This window comes from Lacrimispora struthionigena (genome assembly GCF_048627165.1).
Lineage (GTDB): Bacteria > Bacillota > Clostridia > Lachnospirales > Lachnospiraceae > Lacrimispora.
On sequence record NZ_JBMBWP010000001.1, the window covers coordinates 1,791,813 to 1,814,231 of the forward strand.

At 41.6% G+C, this 22,419-nt stretch carries 20 protein-coding genes; all 20 read left to right on the top strand.

All coding sequences use genetic code 11. The features are described 5' to 3' along the window. Window positions 1-7: 7 nt before the first annotated feature. Entirely contained in the window at window positions 8-1,027 is a 1,020-nt protein-coding gene (gene galE / locus ACOAOT_RS08105) for a UDP-glucose 4-epimerase GalE (protein WP_420216516.1), read from the top strand. Window positions 1,028-1,214: 187 nt separating this feature from the next. Further along, a complete protein-coding gene (locus tag ACOAOT_RS08110) occupies window positions 1,215-2,543 on the top strand; it encodes a putative DNA modification/repair radical SAM protein (RefSeq protein WP_420216517.1) in 1,329 nt (442 codons plus the stop codon). Beyond that, window positions 2,540-3,319 carry a TIGR03915 family putative DNA repair protein gene (locus ACOAOT_RS08115; RefSeq protein WP_420216518.1) on the top strand — a complete coding sequence of 260 codons (780 nt, stop codon included), beginning with the start codon at window positions 2,540-2,542 and terminating at the stop codon, window positions 3,317-3,319. The genes ACOAOT_RS08110 and ACOAOT_RS08115 overlap by 4 nt, the downstream gene beginning before the upstream one ends. A 174-nt stretch (window positions 3,320-3,493) precedes the next feature. Beyond that, entirely contained in the window at window positions 3,494-5,035 is a 1,542-nt protein-coding gene (locus ACOAOT_RS08120; RefSeq protein WP_420216519.1) for a YifB family Mg chelatase-like AAA ATPase, read from the top strand. Further along, window positions 5,028-6,128: a DNA-processing protein DprA gene (gene dprA / locus ACOAOT_RS08125; protein WP_420216520.1), complete on the top strand. Its 1,101-nt coding sequence runs from the start codon at window positions 5,028-5,030 to the stop codon at window positions 6,126-6,128. Before ACOAOT_RS08120 ends, dprA begins: the two co-directional genes overlap by 8 nt. Window positions 6,129-6,142: 14 nt before the next feature. Beyond that, complete coding sequence (topA, locus tag ACOAOT_RS08130; protein WP_420216521.1) at window positions 6,143-8,212, top strand: type I DNA topoisomerase; 2,070 nt, start codon at window positions 6,143-6,145, stop codon at window positions 8,210-8,212. Between the two features lie 133 nt (window positions 8,213-8,345). Next, window positions 8,346-9,161, top strand: a complete 816-nt coding sequence (codY, locus tag ACOAOT_RS08135) for a GTP-sensing pleiotropic transcriptional regulator CodY (RefSeq protein ID WP_104436070.1) — start codon at window positions 8,346-8,348, stop codon at window positions 9,159-9,161. A 238-nt stretch (window positions 9,162-9,399) separates the two neighbouring features. Next, window positions 9,400-10,140, top strand: a complete 741-nt coding sequence (gene rpsB, locus ACOAOT_RS08140) for a 30S ribosomal protein S2 (protein WP_420216522.1) — start codon at window positions 9,400-9,402, stop codon at window positions 10,138-10,140. Window positions 10,141-10,251: 111 nt separating this feature from the next. Next, window positions 10,252-11,175 (top strand): translation elongation factor Ts, encoded by a 924-nt coding sequence (tsf, locus tag ACOAOT_RS08145; protein ID WP_104436071.1) that lies wholly within the window; start codon window positions 10,252-10,254, stop codon window positions 11,173-11,175. A 127-nt stretch (window positions 11,176-11,302) separates the two neighbouring features. Then, window positions 11,303-12,220, top strand: coding sequence for an ABC transporter permease (locus ACOAOT_RS08150; RefSeq protein WP_420216523.1), 918 nt, complete (start codon window positions 11,303-11,305; stop codon window positions 12,218-12,220). A gap of 16 nt (window positions 12,221-12,236) precedes the next feature. Continuing rightward, complete coding sequence (locus ACOAOT_RS08155; RefSeq protein WP_104436073.1) at window positions 12,237-13,277, top strand: ABC transporter permease; 1,041 nt, start codon at window positions 12,237-12,239, stop codon at window positions 13,275-13,277. Window positions 13,278-13,292: 15 nt separating this feature from the next. Next, window positions 13,293-14,303 carry an ABC transporter ATP-binding protein gene (locus ACOAOT_RS08160; protein ID WP_420216524.1) on the top strand — a complete coding sequence of 337 codons (1,011 nt, stop codon included), beginning with the start codon at window positions 13,293-13,295 and terminating at the stop codon, window positions 14,301-14,303. Beyond that, window positions 14,303-15,280, top strand: coding sequence for an ABC transporter ATP-binding protein (locus ACOAOT_RS08165; protein ID WP_420216668.1), 978 nt, complete (start codon window positions 14,303-14,305; stop codon window positions 15,278-15,280). Before ACOAOT_RS08160 ends, ACOAOT_RS08165 begins: the two co-directional genes overlap by 1 nt. Before the next feature lie 111 nt (window positions 15,281-15,391). Next, window positions 15,392-17,086, top strand: coding sequence for a peptide ABC transporter substrate-binding protein (locus tag ACOAOT_RS08170; protein WP_420216525.1), 1,695 nt, complete (start codon window positions 15,392-15,394; stop codon window positions 17,084-17,086). 173 nt (window positions 17,087-17,259) lie between these two features. Beyond that, window positions 17,260-17,961 carry a UMP kinase gene (gene pyrH / locus ACOAOT_RS08175; protein WP_420216526.1) on the top strand — a complete coding sequence of 234 codons (702 nt, stop codon included), beginning with the start codon at window positions 17,260-17,262 and terminating at the stop codon, window positions 17,959-17,961. Window positions 17,962-17,975: 14 nt separating this feature from the next. Next, entirely contained in the window at window positions 17,976-18,530 is a 555-nt protein-coding gene (gene frr, locus ACOAOT_RS08180) for a ribosome recycling factor (protein ID WP_104436078.1), read from the top strand. Between the two features lie 62 nt (window positions 18,531-18,592). Further along, entirely contained in the window at window positions 18,593-19,315 is a 723-nt protein-coding gene (gene uppS, locus ACOAOT_RS08185) for an undecaprenyl pyrophosphate synthase (protein WP_420216527.1), read from the top strand. Window positions 19,316-19,334: 19 nt separating this feature from the next. Beyond that, window positions 19,335-20,135 (top strand): phosphatidate cytidylyltransferase, encoded by an 801-nt coding sequence (locus ACOAOT_RS08190; RefSeq protein ID WP_420216528.1) that lies wholly within the window; start codon window positions 19,335-19,337, stop codon window positions 20,133-20,135. Window positions 20,136-20,198: 63 nt separating this feature from the next. After that, window positions 20,199-21,341: a 1-deoxy-D-xylulose-5-phosphate reductoisomerase gene (locus ACOAOT_RS08195; RefSeq protein ID WP_420216529.1), complete on the top strand. Its 1,143-nt coding sequence runs from the start codon at window positions 20,199-20,201 to the stop codon at window positions 21,339-21,341. Window position 21,342: 1 nt separating this feature from the next. Then, window positions 21,343-22,401, top strand: coding sequence for an RIP metalloprotease RseP (gene rseP, locus ACOAOT_RS08200; protein WP_420216530.1), 1,059 nt, complete (start codon window positions 21,343-21,345; stop codon window positions 22,399-22,401). The last annotated feature ends 18 nt before the right edge of the window (window positions 22,402-22,419 follow it).

Consider the following 22,419-nt stretch of genomic DNA (forward strand, 5'->3'; position numbering starts at 1 on the left):
AGTTAACATGGCGATATTAGTGACCGGTGGAGCTGGATACATAGGAAGTCATACCTGCGTAGAGCTGCTGAATGCCGGGTTAGAGGTAGTGGTAGTTGACAATCTGTGCAATTCCAGCAGGGAGTCCATGAATCGTGTTATGGAAATAACAGGAAAAAAACTGAATTTTTATGAGGCGGATTTATTGGACCAGGAAGCGCTGGAACAGATTTTTAATAAAGAAACAATTGATGGCGTCATTCATTTTGCAGGGCTGAAGGCAGTTGGTGAATCAGTTTATAAGCCTCTTGAATATTATCATAATAACATTACAGGAACGTTAGTACTCTGTGATGTTATGAGAAAGCACGGAGTGAAGAACATTGTATTTAGTTCTTCCGCAACAGTATATGGAGATCCTGAATTCGTGCCCATTACAGAAGACTGTCCCAAGGGAGAAATTACCAATCCTTATGGAAGAACCAAGGGAATGTTAGAACAGATCCTCACAGATTTAAATACCGCAGATCCAGAGTGGAATGTTATGCTATTACGTTACTTTAACCCCATTGGCGCTCATGAATCCGGCCGGATCGGAGAAGATCCAAAAGGTATTCCTAACAATCTTCTTCCTTATATTACTCAGGTAGCGGTAGGAAAGCTGGAACGTCTTGGAGTGTTTGGAAAGGATTACGATACTCCGGATGGAACCTGTGTCCGTGACTACATTCATGTTGTTGACCTGGCATTAGGCCATGTGCAGGCATTAAAAGCCATGTCAAAGCAGTCAGGCGGCGTGCGGATTTATAATTTAGGAACAGGAATCGGGTACAGTGTTCTTGATGTAATCGGCGCATTTGAAAAAGCAAATGATTTAAAGATTCCGTATACAATTATGGATCGCAGGGCAGGAGATATTCCCACCTGCTACGCTGACCCGGCCAAAGCAGAGAAGGAACTTGGCTGGAAAGCAGAGCGGGGAATTATTGAGATGTGCCGCGATTCCTGGAACTGGCAGAAGAATAATCCAGGTGGATTTGAAAAATAAGTTTAAATAGCGGGCTTAATTAACAGACAGAGACGGGGAATTTCGCCGTCTTTTTCTGTTGCCTGTTTCCTGTAAGAAGCAAGAATAGAAATCACCAGAAAAAGAGAACATATATTCGAGAAATACTTGAAATAATTTAAAATATATGATAATATTCATAGCAAGAACAAATGTTCGAGGTGAATAGATGCTAATACAGGAATCATTAAGTGTTCAGGAAAAATTAGAGATATTGTCGGATGCAGCCAAGTATGATGTGGCATGTACTTCCAGCGGAGTAGACCGTAAGGGGAAGGCGGGCACCATCGGCAATGCCAGTAAAGCAGGTATCTGTCATAGCTTTTCAGCAGATGGCAGATGTATCTCTTTGCTTAAAATATTATTTACAAATCAGTGTATTTACGATTGCAAATACTGTATCAACAGATCTTCCAATGACGTGGTCCGCACTGCGTTTACTCCTGAGGAGGTTTGCCAGCTTACCATACAGTTCTATCGACGCAATTATATTGAGGGCTTATTTTTAAGCTCTGGTGTACTGACCAGTGCAGATTATACCATGGATCTTATCTATCAGACGTTAAAAAAGCTGAGAGAGGAGTACCACTTTCATGGATATATTCATGTAAAGGCCATTCCCGGTGCAGATCCCCTGTTAATTGAAAAGACAGGATTTCTCGCAGACCGTATGAGTATTAATTTAGAGCTTCCCACTGCAGAAGGATTAAAAAAACTGGCTCCAGGTAAAAATCGTGACAAGATATTAAAACCCATGAAGCAGATTCAGAACGGGATTGTAACCAACCGCTTTGAGTTAATGGAATATAAAAAAGCTCCTGCCTTCGTACCGGCAGGCCAAAGTACTCAGATGATTGTGGGTGCCACACCAGAGAATGACTACCAGATGATGATGGTGGCAGAGGCATTGTACAAAAACTATGACTTAAAAAGGGTGTTTTATTCTGCGTTTGTTCCAGTTAATCAGGACAGCAGCCTGCCTGCACTTCCGGGAGGTCCGCCGCTTTTAAGAGAACACAGACTTTATCAGGCAGACTGGCTGATGCGGTTTTACGGATTTCAGGCCGGAGAACTGTTATCAGAAGACCGCCCTAATTTTAATGTTCTTCTGGATCCCAAGTGCGATTGGGCACTGCGGCATCTGGAACAGTTTCCGGTGGAAGTGAACCGGGCCGATTATTTTACCCTTTTGAGGGTCCCGGGTATGGGGGTGAAGTCTGTAAAGCGGATTATTGCGGCCAGACGAAGTGGGATTTTGGATTTTGAAGCACTAAAGAAGATGGGAGTCGTACTAAAAAGAGCACATTATTTTATTACCTGTTCAGGAAGGATGATGTACCCGGTAAAGATTGAAGAGGATTATATATCCAGACACTTAGTGGGAGAAGAAAGAAGAAGTGTCTGGGATATCAGTTCTACCAATACGTACCAGCAGCTGTCTCTGTTTGACGATACCAGTCTGTCGACACAGGTAAATTCCGGAGGTATTTTGGTATGAAGACGATATATCTTTGTGACAGCAGTATAGAAGGGATTTTAAGCGGTGTTTATACTGCATGGGCCAGCAGGAAGGGGCATGACAATGGTAAGCTCAGGCTGAAAGATGACGGTGCAACCATGGAGCTGTTCTGCCAATATGAAGAAGTATCCGTTGATTCTCAAAAAGCGGATAAGGTGATTACAGCAATCCGGAATAAGATTTCTGAAGAAGCTTATGAAGTTGTTTACAAAGCAGCTTTGAGTAATGATATAGAGCGGGCAGATAAGATTTATCGATTTCTGATCTATGGCTTTCGCATGGGAGCCGGGGTTGTCAGTATGCTTCAGAACCAGGCTGTTTATGACATATTTCAAATGTGCCGTTTTGTGGATAATGAGACTCACCTTTTGACTGGATTTGTTCGTTTTTCAGAGATGGAGGGGGATTTACTGGTAGGAAAAATTGGCCCTAAGAATGATGTACTTGTTCTTCTTGCTCCCCATTTTGCAGATCGTTTATCTGGTGAGAACTGGGCGCTATATGACGTTAATAGAAAAAAAGCAGTTCTTCATCCGGCATACCGTCATTGGTATCTGACTGATTTTTTACCTTCTGATTGGGAAGATAAGATTGTAAAAACATCGGTGGAGGATGAATACGAAGACCTTTTCAAACGTTTCAGAAAGAGTATTTCTATCAAGGAACGTACCAATCCCATATGCCAGCTGAATCATATGCCGCTTCGTTACAGGCCGTATATGCCAGAATTTTCTCAAGGACTAAGGGACGTCTGACGACATTTGACAGTTATTTCATTTTTAATTTATAAAAGCAGAAAAAGCGAGAAAACAGTTGTTTTTTTCTGCTTTTTAAGTTATCATAAATCTAATCCGATTCCGGATATTCCAAGTGCATTTCTGCATAAATTTCCATTTTTATTTCCTTTATATGTTGAAAGGAGCATTCAATTGTATAGTAAAGTTCATAGTATCGGCATTATCGGTGTAGAGGGCGTCCCCATACTTGTGGAAGCAGATGTGAGTGATGGGCTGCCGGGTTTTTCCATGGTTGGATATCTTTCTTCGCAGGTGAAAGAAGCTCAGGACCGTGTCAGAACTGCCCTCAAAAACTCTGGTTTTCGCATTCCTGCAAAAAAAATAACCATTAATTTATCCCCTGCTGATATCAGGAAAGAGGGGACAGCTTTTGATCTTCCGATTGCAATTGCCATTTTATCCGCTTCTGGTATGATCCAGTCTGCTGGTCTGTCTGACTGTGTTTTTTCAGGTGAACTGGGGCTGGATGGTACGGTTAACCCCGTTCCTGGAGCTCTTTCCATTGTTGTTGCAGCTAAAAGGGAAGGAAAGAAAATTTGTTACCTGCCAAGAGAGAACAGAAGAGAGGGTGTTTTCACAAGCGGAATACAGGTTATAGGCCTACATACATTAAAAGACCTGACTGATCATTTAAATGGAGGGAAGAAACTCAACCAACTTCCAGATGATCCTGTAGAACTTAAAGCTGATAAAGATTTATATGATGTAGATTTTTCAGATGTAGGTGGCCAGCCGTTTTTAAGACGGGCTACGGAAGTTGCTGTAGCTGGTATGCACAATATCATGTATATTGGTCCTGCAGGCACAGGGAAAACCATGTTTGCCAAAAGAATTCCTACGATTATGCCGTCACTTTCTTTTGGGGAAATCATGGAAATATCAAAAATATACAGCGTCTGCGGTTTGCTTTCCGGGGAAACTCCAATTATCAATTACCGGCCGTTTCGAAGTCCCCACCATACCATAAGCCCTCAGGCGTTTGCGGGAGGAGGGAGAATCCCAAGACCGGGAGAGATTACTCTCGCCTCTGGAGGCGTTTTATTTCTGGATGAATTGTCGGAATTTCAAAAATCCACCATCGAGATTTTAAGACAGCCTCTGGAAGAGGGCGAAATCACCATATCAAGAAGTCATGGAGCTTATCTGTTTCCGGCTAAATTTCTTTTAGCCGCTGCCATGAATCCGTGCCCCTGTGGCTTTTACCCGGATAGGACAAAGTGCAGATGCTCGGAAAGTCAGGTAAATAAATATTTAGGAAGAATTTCGAAACCAATCCTGGATAGAATTGATATCTGTGCAGAATCCAGCCCGGTAAGTTATAAGGAACTGCGGCAGGGGAGGAAAGGAGAATCCTCTGCCTCTATCAGGAAACGTATTGAACGTGCAAGGGAAATGCAGATGGAACGTTTCAGGGGGACGAACATACTTTTTAACAGTTTTATGAAGAAACCGGATCTGGAAAAATACTGCGGCCTTTTTGAGACGGAAGAGTTATATTTAAAGCAAATCTACGATTCTATGTCACTCAGCGCAAGAGGGTACGAAAAGATTCTTAAAATAGCAAGAACCATTGCAGATCTGGAAGGTTCTGAAAATATTTCAAAAAGTCATCTGGCAGAAGCTGCCGGTCTGAAAAGCAGGGAAGGAAAATTTTGGGGAGGTATCTATGGATAATCTGGAAGAACGGGAATACTTGTACTGGCTTTCCCACATTCCATTTCTTGGAGCTGTTAAAATAAAAAAACTGTATGACTACATGGGAAGTTATAAGAAGATATATAATATAGAAAGAAAAGAGCTGGAAAGCAGCGGGCTTTTAAAAGAAAGTGAGATTTTGTTTTTTGAAGAACGAAAGTCTTACCTGGATTCTGTTCGCAGGCAGCTGGAGCAATTAGAAAAAAAGGGTATTCGTTTTATTGCACATTTTGATCCTGATTATCCCAAACGGCTTCTGTCTATTTATGGATACCCTATGGGCCTTTTTGTAAATGGACAGCTTCCTGGAGAGGAGAAACCTGCAGTTGCCATAATAGGAGCCAGAAACTGCACCAATTACGGGCGTCAGATGGCTCAGAGCCTGGCAAGAGAGTTATCAGCTGCAGGTATATCAATTATCAGCGGTCTGGCATATGGCATAGACGGAGCGGGACATGAAGGAGCGCTGGAGGCAGGTCAGGAGACTTATGGAGTACTGGGGTGCGGAATCAATGTTTGTTATCCCAAAGAAAATTACGGATTATTCAGCCAGATGAAAAAACGCGGAGGTATCATAACGGAATTTATGCCCGATGAAGCTCCGAAGCCTCAGAATTTCCCCATGAGAAACCGGATTATAAGCGGACTTTCTGATGCAATTCTTGTAATTGAGGCAAGAGAAAAGAGCGGTTCCCTGATCACGGCGAATCTGGGACTGGAGCAGGGGAAAGAGATTTTTGCCCTGCCGGGAAGAGTAACGGATCCCTTAAGTGCAGGCTGTAACCGCCTTATTTCTGAAGGCGCAGGGGTTTTGCTCTCTCCGGAGACAGTGTTGGAATATTTTAAGTTACAGAACGGTAAAATATTAAGAGTTCATGAAAAAAATAAGAACGGGCTTGCCAAAAAAGAAAAAATGGTGTATAGTTGCCTAGATTTGCAACCGAAGAATCTGGAAGAGATTGTGAGCTGCAGTGGATTGTCTGTCAGCGAGTGCATGAGTGTCCTCCTGGAACTGGAATTAAAGGGCAGCATTATACAGACATCCCATCAATATTATGGTAAGAAACAATAGGCGAGGAGTTTGGTATGGCGAACTGTTTAGTAATTGTGGAGTCACCCGCAAAAGTAAAAACTATAAAAAAGTTCCTTGGAGCTAACTATGAAGTAGATGCTTCCAATGGACATGTAAGGGATCTTCCTAAGAGTCAGATGGGAATCGATGTGGAACATGATTTTGATCCAAAATATATAACGATCAGGGGTAAAGGGGATATTCTTGCAAAACTGAGAAAAGAAGTGAAGAAAGCGGATAAGATTTATCTGGCAACTGACCCTGACCGTGAAGGAGAAGCGATTTCCTGGCATCTGATGAAAGCATTAAAATTAGATGAACTGAAAGAAAAACAGGTATACCGCATCAGCTTCAATGAGATTACCAAGAATGCAGTGAAAACTTCATTAAAAACCCCAAGAGATATTGATATGGATCTTGTGGATGCCCAGCAGGCAAGACGAGTTCTTGACCGAATGGTTGGATATATGATCAGTCCTCTTCTATGGGCAAAGGTTAAAAGGGGGTTAAGTGCCGGTCGTGTACAATCCGTTGCTCTGCGCCTTATCTGTGACCGGGAAGAAGACATCAACGCTTTTATTCCGGAAGAGTACTGGAATCTGGATGCGGTCTTAAAGCAGGAAGGAAGCAAGAAGACTTTAACAGCCAAATTTCACGGAGACAAGAATGGCAGAATAGCCATTCATAATAAGGAAGAGTTAGATGAAATACTGAAAGGTCTAAAGAAGAAAGAGTACCAGGTTGAAGAAGTTAAGAATGGGGAACGGGTTAAAAAAGCCCCCATTCCATTTACCACCAGTACACTTCAGCAGGAAGCATCCAAAGTTCTTAATTTCTCAACTCAGAAAACCATGCGATTAGCTCAGCAGTTATATGAAGGAGTGGAGGTCGCAGGGCACGGAACAGTGGGTTTGATCACCTATTTGCGTACGGATTCTACCAGAATCGCAGAAGAGGCTGATGTTGCTGCAAGAGAGTTTATTGAAAAGCAGTACGGCAGCCGTTATCTGGCAAATGGAGAGCAGAATAAAAAGAGCAATGTTAAGATACAGGATGCCCACGAGGCGATTCGTCCAACCGATATTGCACTGACACCGGTAATTGTAAAAGAATCACTCCAGAGAGATTTATTCCGTCTTTATCAGCTCATCTGGAAGAGATTTGCAGCCAGCAGAATGCAGCCGGCTGTGTATGAAACAACTTCTGTGAAGGTGAAAGCGGGAAATTATTTCTTCACCCTTTCTGCTTCAAAACTTCAGTTTGACGGCTTTATGTCAGTCTATGTACAGGAAGAAGAGAAGGAAGAAAATAATGTTCTTCTTGGTAATCTGGAAAAAGGCAGTATACTTAAGTTGGAGAAGCTGGAAAACAGTCAGCATTTTACCCAGCCCCCGGCTCATTTTACGGAGGCATCTCTGGTAAAGGCAATGGAAGAACAGGGAATTGGTCGTCCAAGTACTTATGCTCCTACGATTACAACAATTATAGCCAGGCGGTATGTGGCTAAAGAAAATAAAAATCTTTACGTGACAGAACTGGGAGAAGTAGTTAACAGTATGATGAAACAAAGCTTCCCCAGCATTGTAGACATCACATTTACTGCAAATCTGGAGTATCTTCTTGATAAAGTTGGAGATGGAACGGTACAGTGGAAAACAGTTGTGAAAAACTTCTATCCTGACTTAAAGGAAGCGGTTGATAAGGCACTGGTAGAACTGGAATCTGTTACCATAGCAGATGAAGTAACAGAAGAGATTTGTGAACTGTGCGGCCGTAATATGGTTATTAAATACGGACCTCACGGTAAATTCCTTGCATGCCCCGGATTTCCGGAATGTAAGAATACGAAACCTTATCTGGAAAAAACAGGAGTTCCCTGTCCAAAGTGCGGTAAGGATGTAGTAATTAAAAAGACAAAAAAGGGCAGAATTTATTATGGATGCGAGGCAAATCCTGAATGTGATTTTATGTCATGGCAAAAGCCTTCCACCCAGAAATGTCCAAAATGCGGTTCATATATGGTTGAAAAGGGCAACAAGTTACTGTGCTCTAATGAGCAGTGTGGACACAGTACAGATAAGTAGGAAAAAAGAATAATTATTAAGAAAATCGAAAATCTTCAAAAAACTATTGTTATTTGAAAATAATAGTGATAATATTTAATTATTAAAAGCGTTTTTCGAATTTTAACATCAATTATAAAGGAGGTTTTCGGCAATGAGCGTACAGTTGTTGGACAAAACTAGAAAAATTAACAAATTATTGCATAACAATAATTCGCATAAGGTCGTATTTAACGATATCTGTGAAGTGCTTACCGAGATCCTGAATTCCAATATTCTTGTTATAAGCAAGAAGGGCAAGGTGCTTGGCGTGGGTCTTACGCCTGACATTGATGAGATTCAGGAACTGATTGCAGATCAGGTAGGTGGTTATGTTGATACTATGCTGAATGAACGACTGCTCAGTATTCTTTCCACAAAAGAAAATGTAAACTTGGAAACGCTTGGTTTTACCGGTGATAACATCAGAAAATATCAGGCCATTATTACACCGATAGATATAGCAGGGGAGAGACTTGGAACTCTGTTTATTTACAAATCGGATTCACAATATGACATTGACGATATTATTTTAAGTGAGTATGGAACCACCGTTGTGGGACTTGAGATGATGCGGTCAGTTAATGAAGAGAATGCAGAAGAAACAAGAAAAGTTCAGATCGTAAAATCAGCGATCAGCACCTTATCATTCTCTGAATTGGAAGCAATCACACATATCTTCGAAGAACTGGATGGCAATGAAGGCATTCTTGTTGCAAGTAAAATTGCAGACCGCGTCGGTATTACCCGCTCAGTGATTGTCAATGCACTGCGTAAGTTTGAAAGTGCCGGCGTTATTGAATCAAGATCATCCGGAATGAAAGGAACCTATATAAAGGTTTTAAATGATGTGGTATTTGATGAGCTGAAATCCATAAAGGCAGGCAATACAAAAATCATTGCAGAGCGTCGTGAATTAAAGGATTTATAGTGTATAGATAAGCATAAAAAAGGTAATCATTTATGATTACCTTTTTTTGCGGATACAAGACAGAAATCTTCTGATTTGGACATAAAATATAAAAAATTACTTGCATCACTAAAAATATTGTGCTATACTAGCAAGGCTTACAAAAAACACGTCTGCGGATTCCAGAGGAAGGTGCCATACTATGGTCTCCCCGGAAGCAAGAGAAACGGACGGAAGTAAAACCAATGGAGGTAATAACATGAGCGTTATTTCAATGAAGCAGCTTTTAGAGGCTGGCGTGCACTTCGGTCATCAGACCAGAAGATGGAACCCTAAGATGGCTCCTTATATTTACACAGAGAGAAACGGCATCTACATCATCGACTTACAGAAATCTGTGGTTAAAGTAGACGAAGCTTACAAGGCAGTATCTGATATTGCAGCTGAAGGCGGAAAAATTCTTTTTGTTGGAACAAAAAAACAGGCTCAGGATGCGATTAAGTCTGAAGCAGAGCGTTGCGGTATGTATTTCGTAAACGAGAGATGGCTCGGCGGTATGCTGACTAACTTCAAGACAATTCAGTCCAGAATAGCAAGATTAAAACAGATCGAGACTATGTCCCAGGATGGTACGTTCGAAGTACTTCCTAAGAAAGAAGTAATTGCTCTTAAGAAGGAATGGGAGAAATTAGAGAAGAACTTAGGCGGAATTAAAGATATGAAGAAAGTTCCGGATGCGATTTTTGTCGTAGATCCTAAGAAAGAAAGAATCTGCGTTCAGGAAGCTCACACACTGGGCATTCCGTTAATCGGCATTGCTGATACAAACTGTGATCCTGAAGAACTTGATTTCGTAATCCCAGGTAATGATGATGCGATTAGAGCTGTCAAGTTAATTGTATCCAAGATGGCAGACGCAGTAATCGAAGCAAACCAGGGCGAGGCAGTAGCTGAGGAAGCAGAAGCAGCTCAGGAGTTAGAAGAGACTGTAGAAGCTTAAGATTCAGACGTATGTATGCTTCGGTCTGCTGTATGGCGGGTCGAAGCATATTTTTATGAACAGACCTTTTTACAAATCAATTACGTTTAATCGACGATGGAGGGAAAACGAATGGCAGCAGTTACAGCTGGAATGGTAAAAGAATTAAGAGAGTTAACCGGTGCAGGAATGATGGACTGCAAGAAAGCACTTGCAGAGACTGATGGTGATATGGACAAGGCAGTAGAGTTCTTAAGAGAAAAAGGACTTGCAGCTGCATCTAAAAAGGCAGGAAGAATTGCTGCAGAGGGTGTTGTTACTACTGTAGTAAGTGAAGATGGAAAATCCGGAGCAATTGTTGAAGTTAACAGTGAAACAGACTTCGTAGCTAAGAACGCTCAGTTCCAGGGTTATGTTGCTGATGTAGTGGCTCAGGTTCTTGCTTCTGATGCAAAAGATATGGATGCATTCATGGCTGAGTCATGGAACAGTGACAGCTCTTTAACAGTAGCACAGGCTTTATCCGCTCAGATTTCTGTTATTGGCGAGAATATGAATATCAGAAGATTTGAAAAAATCACAACAGATGGTGTAGTTGTAGATTATATTCATGGCGGCGGCAGAATCGGTGTTTTAATTGAAGCCGGTGCAGAAGTAGTGAACGATGCCGTTAAGGAAGCTTTAAAGAACGTAGCAATGCAGATTGCTGCTTTAAATCCAAAGTATGTTAAGAGAGATGAAATCTCCCAGGAATTTATCGATCATGAGACTGAGATTTTAAAGGTTCAGGCTAAGAACGAAAATCCTGACAAGCCTGATTCAATTCTGGATAAGATGATTGTTGGCCGTTTGAATAAGGAATTAAAAGAGTTCTGTCTGGTTGACCAGGCTTATGTAAAAGACGGTGACTTAACTGTTGGCAAGTATTTAGAGCAGGTTTCTAAAGAAGTTGGCGGAAAAGTTGAAGTTAGAAAGTTTGTTCGTTTCGAGACAGGCGAAGGCCTTGAGAAAAAAGAAGAGAACTTTGCAGAAGAAGTTGCAAAACAGATGCAGTAATCTTGTAACAGGATTCTGGGGGGAATCCCATGGGTATCCATGGGATTTTTCTATTCAAACAGTGTCCGTTTCCGATTGACATATGTTTCCAGTCGGACGGACATCAACACAAAAGGAGTTGATGAGAATGGCGAAATATATTATAAAACGTATTGCTATGGCAATTATTACGATATTTGCTGTTGCTACCGTAACATTCTTTGTCATGAACATGGTTCCAGGTGGACCATTTATGGCAGAAAAGGCAATCAGCCCACAGGCCCAGGCGGCATTAAATGAAAAATATGGACTGGATAAGCCATTAAGTGTACAGTATGCAACCTATATGAAGGATATTCTGCATGGAAATCTGGGGTTAAGTGTAAAACAGCGTGGGCGTACTGTTAATATGATTATTGGTACAAAATTCCCGGTTTCTGCCAGAATTGGTGGAATGGCTATTTTAGCAGCAGTTTTGATTGGAGTTCCTCTTGGTAGTATTGCGGCATTTAAGAGAGGTACTGTGATTGATAATATTATTATTGTTTTCAGTACCTGCGGAATTGCGGTTCCAAGCTTTGTGGTCTGTACCATACTTATGTATATTCTCAGTTTGAAGCTGGGTCTATTACCTACGTATGGACTTGGATCCTGGAAGAATTATATCATGCCGGTTATGGCACTGGCTCTTTATCCATCATCCTATATTTCAAGATTAATGCGTTCATCCATGTTGGATGTTATGGGACAGGATTATATGAGAACAGCACGTGCAAAAGGTCTTTCCCAGTTGGTAAGTATTTTCAAGCATGCACTTCGTAATGCCATTCTTCCAGTGGTTACATATTTAGGACCGCTGCTGGCTTACACTGTAACAGGAAGCTTCATTGTTGAAAAAATATTTACAATTCCAGGGCTTGGATCTGAATTTATTGGTTCCATTACAGGACGTGATTATCCTCTTATTATGGGGACAACCATTTTCCTTGCGACTTTAATGGTTATCATGAATGTACTGGTGGATGTTGCTTATAAATTTATTGATCCGCGAATTAATCTGAAGTAAAGGAAGGAGAAAGAAGATGCCAAAGAATAAATTATCAGTGCAGCTTAATGTGGAAGACTTTCTCCCGGCTAGTGATGCGGAAAGAGAAAGCCTGACAGTCATGCGTAAAAGCGTTGGATTCTGGAAAGATGGAATCAGACGTCTTAAGAAGAATAAGATTTCAATGATCAGCCTTGTTGTAATCTTGCTAGTATTTATTTTATCATTTATTGTACCTCAGCTTTATCCATATAGCTATGAGCAGCAGATTAGAGGAAGTGAGAATCTCGCTCCCATGCAGTATTCCCAGAAAGAAATCACTGCCATGGACTCAGGAGAAAGTGTATTTCCCCACATTCTGGGAACCGATAACCTGGGCCGTGATTACGCAATCCGTGTTATGATGGGAAGCCGTGTTTCTCTGACGGTTGGTCTGGTAGCTTCTGCTATTATTTTGCTCATTGGTTCTCTTTATGGATCGATTGCAGGTTTTTTCGGAGGCTGGGTAGATATGATCATGATGAGAATTGTGGATATGATTTATACGGTTCCGGATATTCTGATCATTGTACTTTTATCTGTAGCATTTGATCAACCTCTAAAAGCGCTGGCTCAAAGGCCTGGATTTCAATGGATTCAGCTTATTGGTGTTAACTTAATCAGTATTTTCGTTGTATTCGCGCTGCTTTACTGGGTTGGTATGGCCCGTATTGTGCGAAGCCAGATATTGATTTTAAAAGAGCAGGAATATGTAACTGCTGCAAGAGCTTTGGGAGCTTCCAGCGGACATATTATTAAAAAACATCTGCTTACCAACTGTATTGGTACATTAATTGTAACAACAACGCTTCAGATACCTTCTTCTATCTTTACCGAGAGCTTTTTAAGCTTCCTTGGATTAGGTGTTGCTGCACCCATGCCTTCACTGGGAAGCCTTGCAAGTGCTGCATTAAATGGTCTGCAAAGCTATCCACACCGTTTATTTGCACCGGCACTGATGATTTCAGTTATTATTTTAAGTTTCAACCTGTTGGGCGACGGTCTTCGGGATGCATTTGATCCGAAGCTGAAAGATTAAAGGAGGAGAGATTCCATGAGTGAATATTTAGTTAATATTGAGAATGAACGTCTTTCTTTCTTTACACCGGCTGGAGAAGTCAAGGCGCTTAATGATGTATCACTTCATCTTCGTGAAGGTGAGGTTTTAGGAATTGTAGGAGAGTCTGGTTCCGGTAAGTCTGTAACTGCTTACAGTCTTATGGGTCTTACGGCTTATCCAGGTCGTCTCATTGGCGGTTCCCTTCAGTTTAACGGACATCAGATCGAGAAGATGACAGAAAAGGAAATGAGAAAGATAAGGGGAAATGAAATTTCAATTATTTTTCAGGACCCAATGACCAGCTTAAATCCGGTTTATACCATTGGAAACCAGATTACAGAAGTGGTTATGCTCCATACTAATAAAACCAAACAGCAGGCTACTGAAAGAGCAAGAGAACTTCTTACCCTGGTAGGGATTAATGAGCCACAGAAACGTTTAAACCAGTATCCTCATGAGTTGTCCGGCGGTATGCGTCAGCGTGTTATGATTGCTATTGCGCTGGCATGTGAGCCAAAGCTTCTGATTGCGGATGAACCAACCACAGCTTTAGACGTTACGATCCAGGCACAGATTCTGGAACTGATGATGGAATTAAAAGAAAAACTTGGTATGGCAATTATTATGATTACCCATGACCTTGGTGTTGTTGCCAACATGTGTGACCGTATTGCTGTTATGTATGCTGGTAAAGTGGTAGAGTATGGCAATACTGATGATATATTCTATAACCCAAGCCATGAATATACCAAGGGTCTTATCCGCAGTATTCCAAAGCTTACGGAGAAAGAGCATAATAAGCTGATTCCGATTGAAGGAAGTCCGGTGGATATGCTGAATCCGCCTGCAGGATGTCCATTTGCACCAAGATGCAGAGCCTGCATGAAGATTTGTCTGCGTGAAATGCCAGAATATACGGATATAACCGATATACATTACAGTGCATGCTGGCTGCTTCAGAAAGAAGAGTTTGAGAAACAGCAAAGACAGAAGGGAGATGCATGATGGATAACAAATATCTTGTAGAGGTACAGAATTTACAGCAGTATTTCCCTGTTGCCGGTGGTAAATTATTCGAAAAGAAAGTTGTAAAAGCAGTCGATGACGTTTCCTTTGGAATCAAAAGAGGTGAAACCCTTGGTCTGGTTGGAGAATCTGGTTGTGGAAAGACGACTACAGGCCGTACTCTGCTCAGACTTTATGAGCCTACTTCCGGAAAGATCTTTTTTGACGGACAGGACATTACAAAGGTAAACATGCTTCCTTATCGTCAAAAGATGCAGATTGTATTTCAGGATCCATATGCAAGCCTTGATCCTCGTATGACAGTAGGAGATATTATTGGCGAGGCAATTGACATTCATCGTCTGGCTGCCAGCAAAAAGGACCGTCAGGATCAGATTATCTCTGTTTTATCAACAGTAGGACTTAACTCAGAGCATGCCAACCGCTATCCTCATGAATTTTCTGGCGGACAGCGTCAGCGTGTAGGTATTGCCAGAGCTCTTGCAGTAAATCCTCAGTTTATTGTTTGTGACGAGCCAGTATCTGCTTTGGATGTTTCCATTCAGGCGCAGGTTGTTAATATGTTTGAAAAGCTGCAGGAAGAAATGGGTCTGACTTACCTGTTTATTGCTCATGATCTTTCTATTGTAAAACACATTTCCAACCGGATCGGTGTTATGTACTTAGGTAAGATGGTAGAGCTTGCTGACAGCTATGAACTGACATTCCACAGTGTCCATCCATATACCAAGAGTCTGATCTCAGCGATTCCAATTGCGGATCCGGAGACCAGCCGTAAATCCAAGAGAATTGTTCTTGAGGGAGATGTTCCTAGTCCTGTAAATCCTCCGTCAGGCTGTCGCTTCCGCACCAGATGTCCTTATGCGGACGAACTTTGCGCAGCGCAGGAACCAGAATGGAAAGAAGTTTCAACCGGACATTATGCCGCTTGCCATCATTTGGATAAAGTTAATTAAAATCAGATTGAACTTTTAACGCATTTATGTTATGCTAAGAAAATGAATTGGCGCAGTAGCCGAATAAAGTGCTACTGCGTTAATTAAAATAATTTTATAGGAGGAATCGTTATGAAAAAGATGTCACTTATGCTTGCTGTACTTGCAGCCTCTGGCATGATGCTTACTGCTTGTGGCGGCAATAAGCCAGCAGAAACAAAAGCGAGTGCTGAAACAACTACAGCTGCTGCGGCTGGCGAAACAACAGCTGCTGAAAAAGGAAATTCCGCGGGGCTTGACCTTGCAGTTCAACTTGGACCGAACCCGGAGACCATTGATCCGGCTTTAAACTCTTCAGTTGATGGTGCAAATATGATTATGCATGCCTTTGAAACCTTATTGATTGTAGATAAGGAGAACAAAATTGTTCCAGGACAGGCAGAGTCTTATGATATATCCCCAGATGGCCTTACTTATACGTTCAAGCTGCGTGATGGCTTAAAGTGGAGTGATGGTTCACCACTTACTGCAAATGACTTTGTTTATGCATGGAAGAGACTTGCAGATCCCAACGTTGCAGCTCCATACGGCGCTGATATGTTAGGACCGGTAAAAGGATATGAAGAAGCAGCAGCTGGAAACCTGGATGCTCTGGGTGTTTCCGCTCCTGATGACAAAACCTTTGTAGTAGAGTTGGCTTCCCCTTGTGTATATTTTGTTAAACTGGTAACTCATGCTTCCATGGTACCAGTACAGAAAGCGGCTGTAGAAGGCGCTGGTGATCAGTGGAGCTTAAAGCCTGAGACTTATGTTTCTAACGGTCCTTTAAAGATGACCGAATGGGTTCCAGGTTCCCATATTACTTTTGCAAAAAATGAAAACTACTGGAATGCAGATAAGGTTACTTTAAACACTTTAAAGTTTGTCCTTATGGAAGATTCTAACGCAGCTTACAGTGCATATCAGGCAGGTGAGTTACAGATGATCAAGTATGTTCCTACAGAAGAGATTCCTGCACTGAAGGGAACAGATGCTTTCCACATTGATCCTAGCATGAGCGTTAGCTACCTGAATTTCCAGACTCAGAAAGAACCATTTAATAATGCAGATGTCCGCAAAGCATTAAGCCTTGCAATTGACCGTAAATATGTAGCAGAAACTGTTATGCAGGGTACCAGCGCACCAGCAACAAACTTTGTACCAGATGGTGTATCTGATGCAGAGGGCGGTACTTTCTTTAATGATGTAACTGCAAAAGAAGGAAAAACTTTCTTTAATATCGATGATCATGCTGCAGATGTTGCAAAGGCAAAAGAACTTCTTGCTAAAGCTGGATATCCTGATGGACAGGGCTTCCCAACATTTGAGTATATGACCAATGATGCTGGATTCAATAAGCCAGTTGCAGAATATTTACAGAGCTGCTGGAAAGAGACTCTTAACATCAATATGGATATCAAAATTGTTGAGTGGGCAACCTTTACACCTACCCGTCGTGCAGGCGATTATCAGGTATCACGTGGCGGTTGGGGATTTGACTTTGATGATCCTTCCAACCTGCTGAATGTAAACCTTTCTACCAGCGGTAACAATGATGCGAAGTACAATAATCCTGAATTTGATAAGCTGCTTAACGAGGCTAATTCCACTGCTGATGTAAAAGAGCATTACAAAAAACTGCATGAGGCAGAGACTCTGCTTCTTGAAGATTCTCCGATTGTACCAATTACCTATAAGAATGAATTCTATTTACAGAATCCAAAACTGAAAGGCACATGGTATTCTCCATATAGCTTCTGGTTCTTCCAGTATGCTACCATGGATTAAGATTTATCTCTTATGAAACAGACACCCAGGAATATTCCTGGGTGTTTTTTTTGCCAGATGAAAAGAACCGACATTACTTACATTCCATCTGCTGGGAAACTTCCTCTTTCCAACCATCTAAAAGTATGCTATAATCTTTTAAGACAATACAAAAGTACAGGAGAGTTTAAGCTATGAATCCAAGACGTGTATTATTAAAACTCAGCGGTGAAGCTCTTGCCGGTTCCAGTAAGACAGGCTATGACGAGGCCACTGTTAAAGAGGTTGCACGGCAGGTTAAGATATCCGTTGATGCTGGCGTTCAGTTGGGAATTGTCATAGGCGGAGGAAACTTCTGGAGAGGCAGGACCAGTAATGCAATTGACCGCACAAAGGCGGATCAGATTGGTATGCTTGCCACCATTATGAACTGCATTTATGTTTCCGAAATTTTCAGGAACGCAGGAATGGACACCCAGATTCTCACCCCCTTTGAGTGTGGTTCCATGACAGAATTGTTTTCCAAAGACCGGGCTAACCAGTATTTTAAAGAGGGCAAAGTTGTGTTTTTTGCCGGTGGAATTGGCCACCCATACTTTTCAACTGATACGGGAATTGTACTTCGTGCCATCGAGATGGAAGCTGACTGCATTCTGCTTGCAAAGTCCATTGACGGAGTTTACGACAGCGATCCCAAGGTGAATCCCAATGCAGTAAAATACGATGAAATTTCCATTGATGAAGTGATAGAAAAGCAGCTTGGGGTAATTGATCTGACCGCTTCCATTATGTGTATGGAAAATAAGATGCCCCTTACAGTATTCAATTTGAATGAAAAAGATGGCATTGCCAATGCAATGCAGGGAAAAATAAACGGCACGATAGTGACCGCATAAAACAGGAGGACGATATGCAGGAGAGTTTACAGGTATATGAAGATAAAATGAATAAGACATTAAAAGCGCTGGAGAATGATTTTATGACCATTCGCGCAGGACGTGCCAATCCCCATGTACTGGATAAAATCAGAGTGGATTATTATGGTACTCCAACACCAATTCAGCAGGTGGGCAACGTTACTATTCCGGAAGCACGTATGATCGTGATTCAGCCATGGGAGAAGGCTTTGTTAAAAGCCATTGAAAAAGCAATTCTGACTTCTGATCTGGGAATTAATCCGACTAACGACGGTAATGTCATTCGTCTGGTATTTCCTGAGCTGACAGAAGAACGCAGAAAAGATCTTGTAAAAGATGTAAAGAAAAAGGGAGAAGCTGCGAAAATTGCAATCCGTAACATTCGCCGTGATGCCAATGACTCTTTTAAGAAGCAGTTAAAAGCAGAAGAGATTTCTGAAGATGAACTGGCTGATGCAGAAGACAAGATTCAGAAATTAACAGATAAGATGGTTGCGCAGATTGAAAAAGCAACTGATGAGAAGTCAAAGGATCTTCTTACTGTATAAAATAAACAGGGGGGCAGGCATTATGCCTGTCCTGTTTTGTGTTTTAAAAGGAGTGATACGTCATGGATAAAGAATTAAATAATATGGTGATTCCGGAGCACGTTGCCATTATACTTGATGGAAATGGCAGATGGGCAAAAAAACGGGGACTTCCCAGAAGCATGGGGCATAAAGAAGGCTGTGTTACTGTAGAGAAGACCGTTGAAGATGCAGCAAGACTGGGAATTAAGTATTTAACGGTATATGGTTTTTCGACAGAAAACTGGAAGCGTTCCACAGAGGAAGTGGGAGCGCTGATGCAGCTTTTTCGTTATTATATGGTAAGACTCTTAAAAGTTTCAAAGGCGAATAATGTTCGTGTAAAGATGATTGGAGACAGAGAGCGTTTTGATTCTGATATTGTAGAGGGAATTGGACGTCTGGTGGAAGAGACGAAAAATAATACAGGACTGACCTTTGTAATCGCGGTCAACTACGGCGGAAGGGATGAAATTGTCCGGGCTGCGAGAAAGATCATGGAAGATACCAGAGTGGGAAAGATTTCACCGGAATCCTTAACGGAAGATAAATTTGCCGGTTATCTCGATACAATAGGAATCCCCGATCCGGATCTTTTGATTCGTACCAGCGGAGAGTTAAGACTGTCTAACTATCTTTTGTGGCAGCTTGCATATACAGAGATATATGTATCTGATTGCTATTGGCCTGATTTTAATATGGAAGAAATGAAAAAAGCCATTGCAGCGTATAATAGCAGAGAACGGAGATTTGGAGGAGTGAAGTGATCACGAGGGAGGAAGCGGGATGTTTACAACCAGGCTGATAAGCGGAATTGTTCTTGTTTTGATCGCACTGATAACAGTAGGAAGTGGTGGGCTCCTGCTGTTTGCGACAACGATTTTCATATCCATGATTGGCTTGTATGAGCTGTATCGTGTGCTTAAGATCCATGATCATCCCATGGGATATTTGGGATATTTCATTGTAGTTGTTTATTACGGGCTGTTATGGTTTCAGATGCAGCAGTATGCATTGTATATGTCTATCGTTTTCATGATGCTTCTTTTATGTTTTTATGTTTTTGCTTTTCCAAAATATAAAACAGAGGAAGTGACTGGTGCGTTTTTTGGATTTTTTTATGTGGCGGTTATGCTGTCCTATTTATACCAGGTTCGTACTATGAATGATGGAAAGTATCTGGTATGGCTGGTGTTCTTAAGTTCATGGGGCTGTGATACCTGCGCATATTGTGTTGGAAATCTTATTGGAAAACATAAGCTGGCACCTGTACTCAGCCCTCATAAATCCATAGAGGGAGCAATCGGCGGTATTTTAGGAGCCTCACTTCTGGGATTTATATATGCCACAATATTTGGTGAGTCAATGACTGTACTTGATTATCCGCAGATTACCTGTACTCTTGCATGTGCATTTGCCGCGATTATATCACCTGTTGGTGATCTTGCTGCATCTGCCATAAAGCGGGATCATCAGGTTAAAGATTATGGAAAACTCATACCAGGGCACGGTGGAATACTGGATCGTTTTGACAGTATGCTTTTTACTGCCCCTGTTATTTATTTTGTGGTTACATTTATTCGATAAGAGCCTTACAAAGTATTACCTTAAATCGAAATTTAGGAAAAGAAAAGGAGTATACAGCATAAGATGAAGAAAATAGCAATCCTTGGGTCAACAGGATCCATTGGGACGCAGACTTTGGAGGTGGTGGAGAACCAGGGCGACATTGAAGTGACTGCTTTGGCTGCAGGAAGCAATATCCGCCTGTTGGAGGAACAAATCAGAAAATTCCGACCCAAAATAGTCTGTGTTTTCGAAGAAGAAAAAGCGAAGGAACTGAAAAGATCAGTAAGAGATCTTCCAGTTCGCGTTGTTTCCGGTATGGAGGGGTTAATCGAGGCTGCTGTGGAAGAAACTTCAGAGATTGTTGTCACTGCAGTAGTTGGAATGATAGGAATCCGGCCCACCATTGCGGCCATGGAAGCAGGGAAAGATATCGCTCTTGCCAATAAGGAGACTCTGGTAACTGCCGGTCACATCATTATGCCTCTCGCAAAGAAAATGGGTGTCAGGATTCTTCCAGTAGACAGTGAACACAGTGCTATATTTCAGTGTCTGAATGGAGAAAATAAGGGATCTGTCCATAAGATACTTCTGACTGCTTCCGGTGGTCCTTTCCGTGGTAAAACAAAAGAAGAGTTAAAGAATGTGAAAGTGGAGGATGCACTTAACCATCCAAACTGGGCGATGGGTCGAAAGATTACCATAGACTCTTCAACCATGGTGAATAAAGGGCTTGAAGTCATGGAAGCCAAATGGTTGTTTGGCGTTGAAATGGAACAGGTGCAGGTGGTGATTCAGCCTAAGAGCATCATTCATTCTATGGTAGAGTTTGAAGACGGAGCAGTTATGGCTCAGATGGGAACTCCGGACATGAAGCTTCCGATTCAATACGCACTTTATTATCCGGAACGAAGATATTTAAAAGGAGATCGTCTTGATTTCTGGTCCATTGGTCAAATTAATTTTGAAAAACCGGATCTTGTTAATTTTCCGGGGTTGAAACTGGCTTATGAGGCCGGATGTGCCGGTGGAACGCTCCCGACTGTTTTTAATGCTGCTAACGAAAAGGCAGTTGCCAAATTTTTGAACAGAGAAATTACATATCTTACTATCACAGATATGATAGAGGGAGCGATGAACGGGCATACTGTAAAAGAGAATCCTACTGTGGAAGAGATTCTTGAAGCAGAGGCTGCAGCTTATGAATATATAGAAAGCAGGTGGTAAATTGTCCAGTGTTATCGTAGCAATTCTGGTATTCGGTTTAATCGTTTTAATTCATGAATTAGGTCATTTTTTATTTGCAAAAATGAACAAAATCGCAGTAGTGGAATTTTCCATAGGAATGGGACCCCGCCTTTTGCATTTAAAAAAGGGAGAAACAACCTATTCCATTAAACTGCTTCCTTTAGGCGGATCCTGTATGATGCTGGGAGAGGATGAAGAAAATCCTGATGAGCGGGCTTTTCAGAATAGATCCATTCCTGCAAGAATGTCAGTTATTGCCGCAGGGCCCATCTTTAATTTTATTCTTGCCTTTTTACTTTCTTTGGTTCTGGTAGGTATGAGTGGATATGACATTACTTATATAAAAGAAGTAACAGAAGGTTCGCCTGCTTATGAAGCAGGAATGCGCTCCGGAGATAAATTGTTAAAAATTAACGGAGAGAAAGTTTCCATGTATCAGGAGTATATTCTTTATAAGCTGATGAAACCGGATGATAAGATGAATCAGGTGGAATTTTCAAGAACAGATCCTCAGACAGGGAATCAGGAAATCCAGACTGTAACTGTTACTCCCCAATATTCAGAGGAGAGTAAAAAATATCTGATTGGTATATTAATTGCGCCTGAAAACAAAAAGGCAGCAAATGCCGGTGATCTGGTTAAGCATGGATATATGGAGATGGAATATGATGTAAAACTGACTGTTAAGAGCCTTGGTATGCTGTTTACCGGAAAGGCCAGTGTCAATGATTTGAGCGGTCCGGTAGGAATCGTTGTTATGATTGATGATTCTGTAAAAGCGGGTCTTACTGTCAGTGTAGTTGCAGCGCTTATGAATGTTATAAGTATGTGTATTCTTTTAAGTGCCAACTTAGGTGTGATGAATCTGCTCCCCATACCAGCACTTGATGGTGGGAGATTGCTGTTTTTAATAATAGAAGCAATACGTGGAAAACGAATGGATCCGGAAAAAGAGGGTCTGGTAAACATGATCAGTATGGCAGCTTTGATGGCGCTGATGATTTTTGTAGTATTTAATGATATCAGCAGATTCACCTGATAAAGTATAAATGGAGGA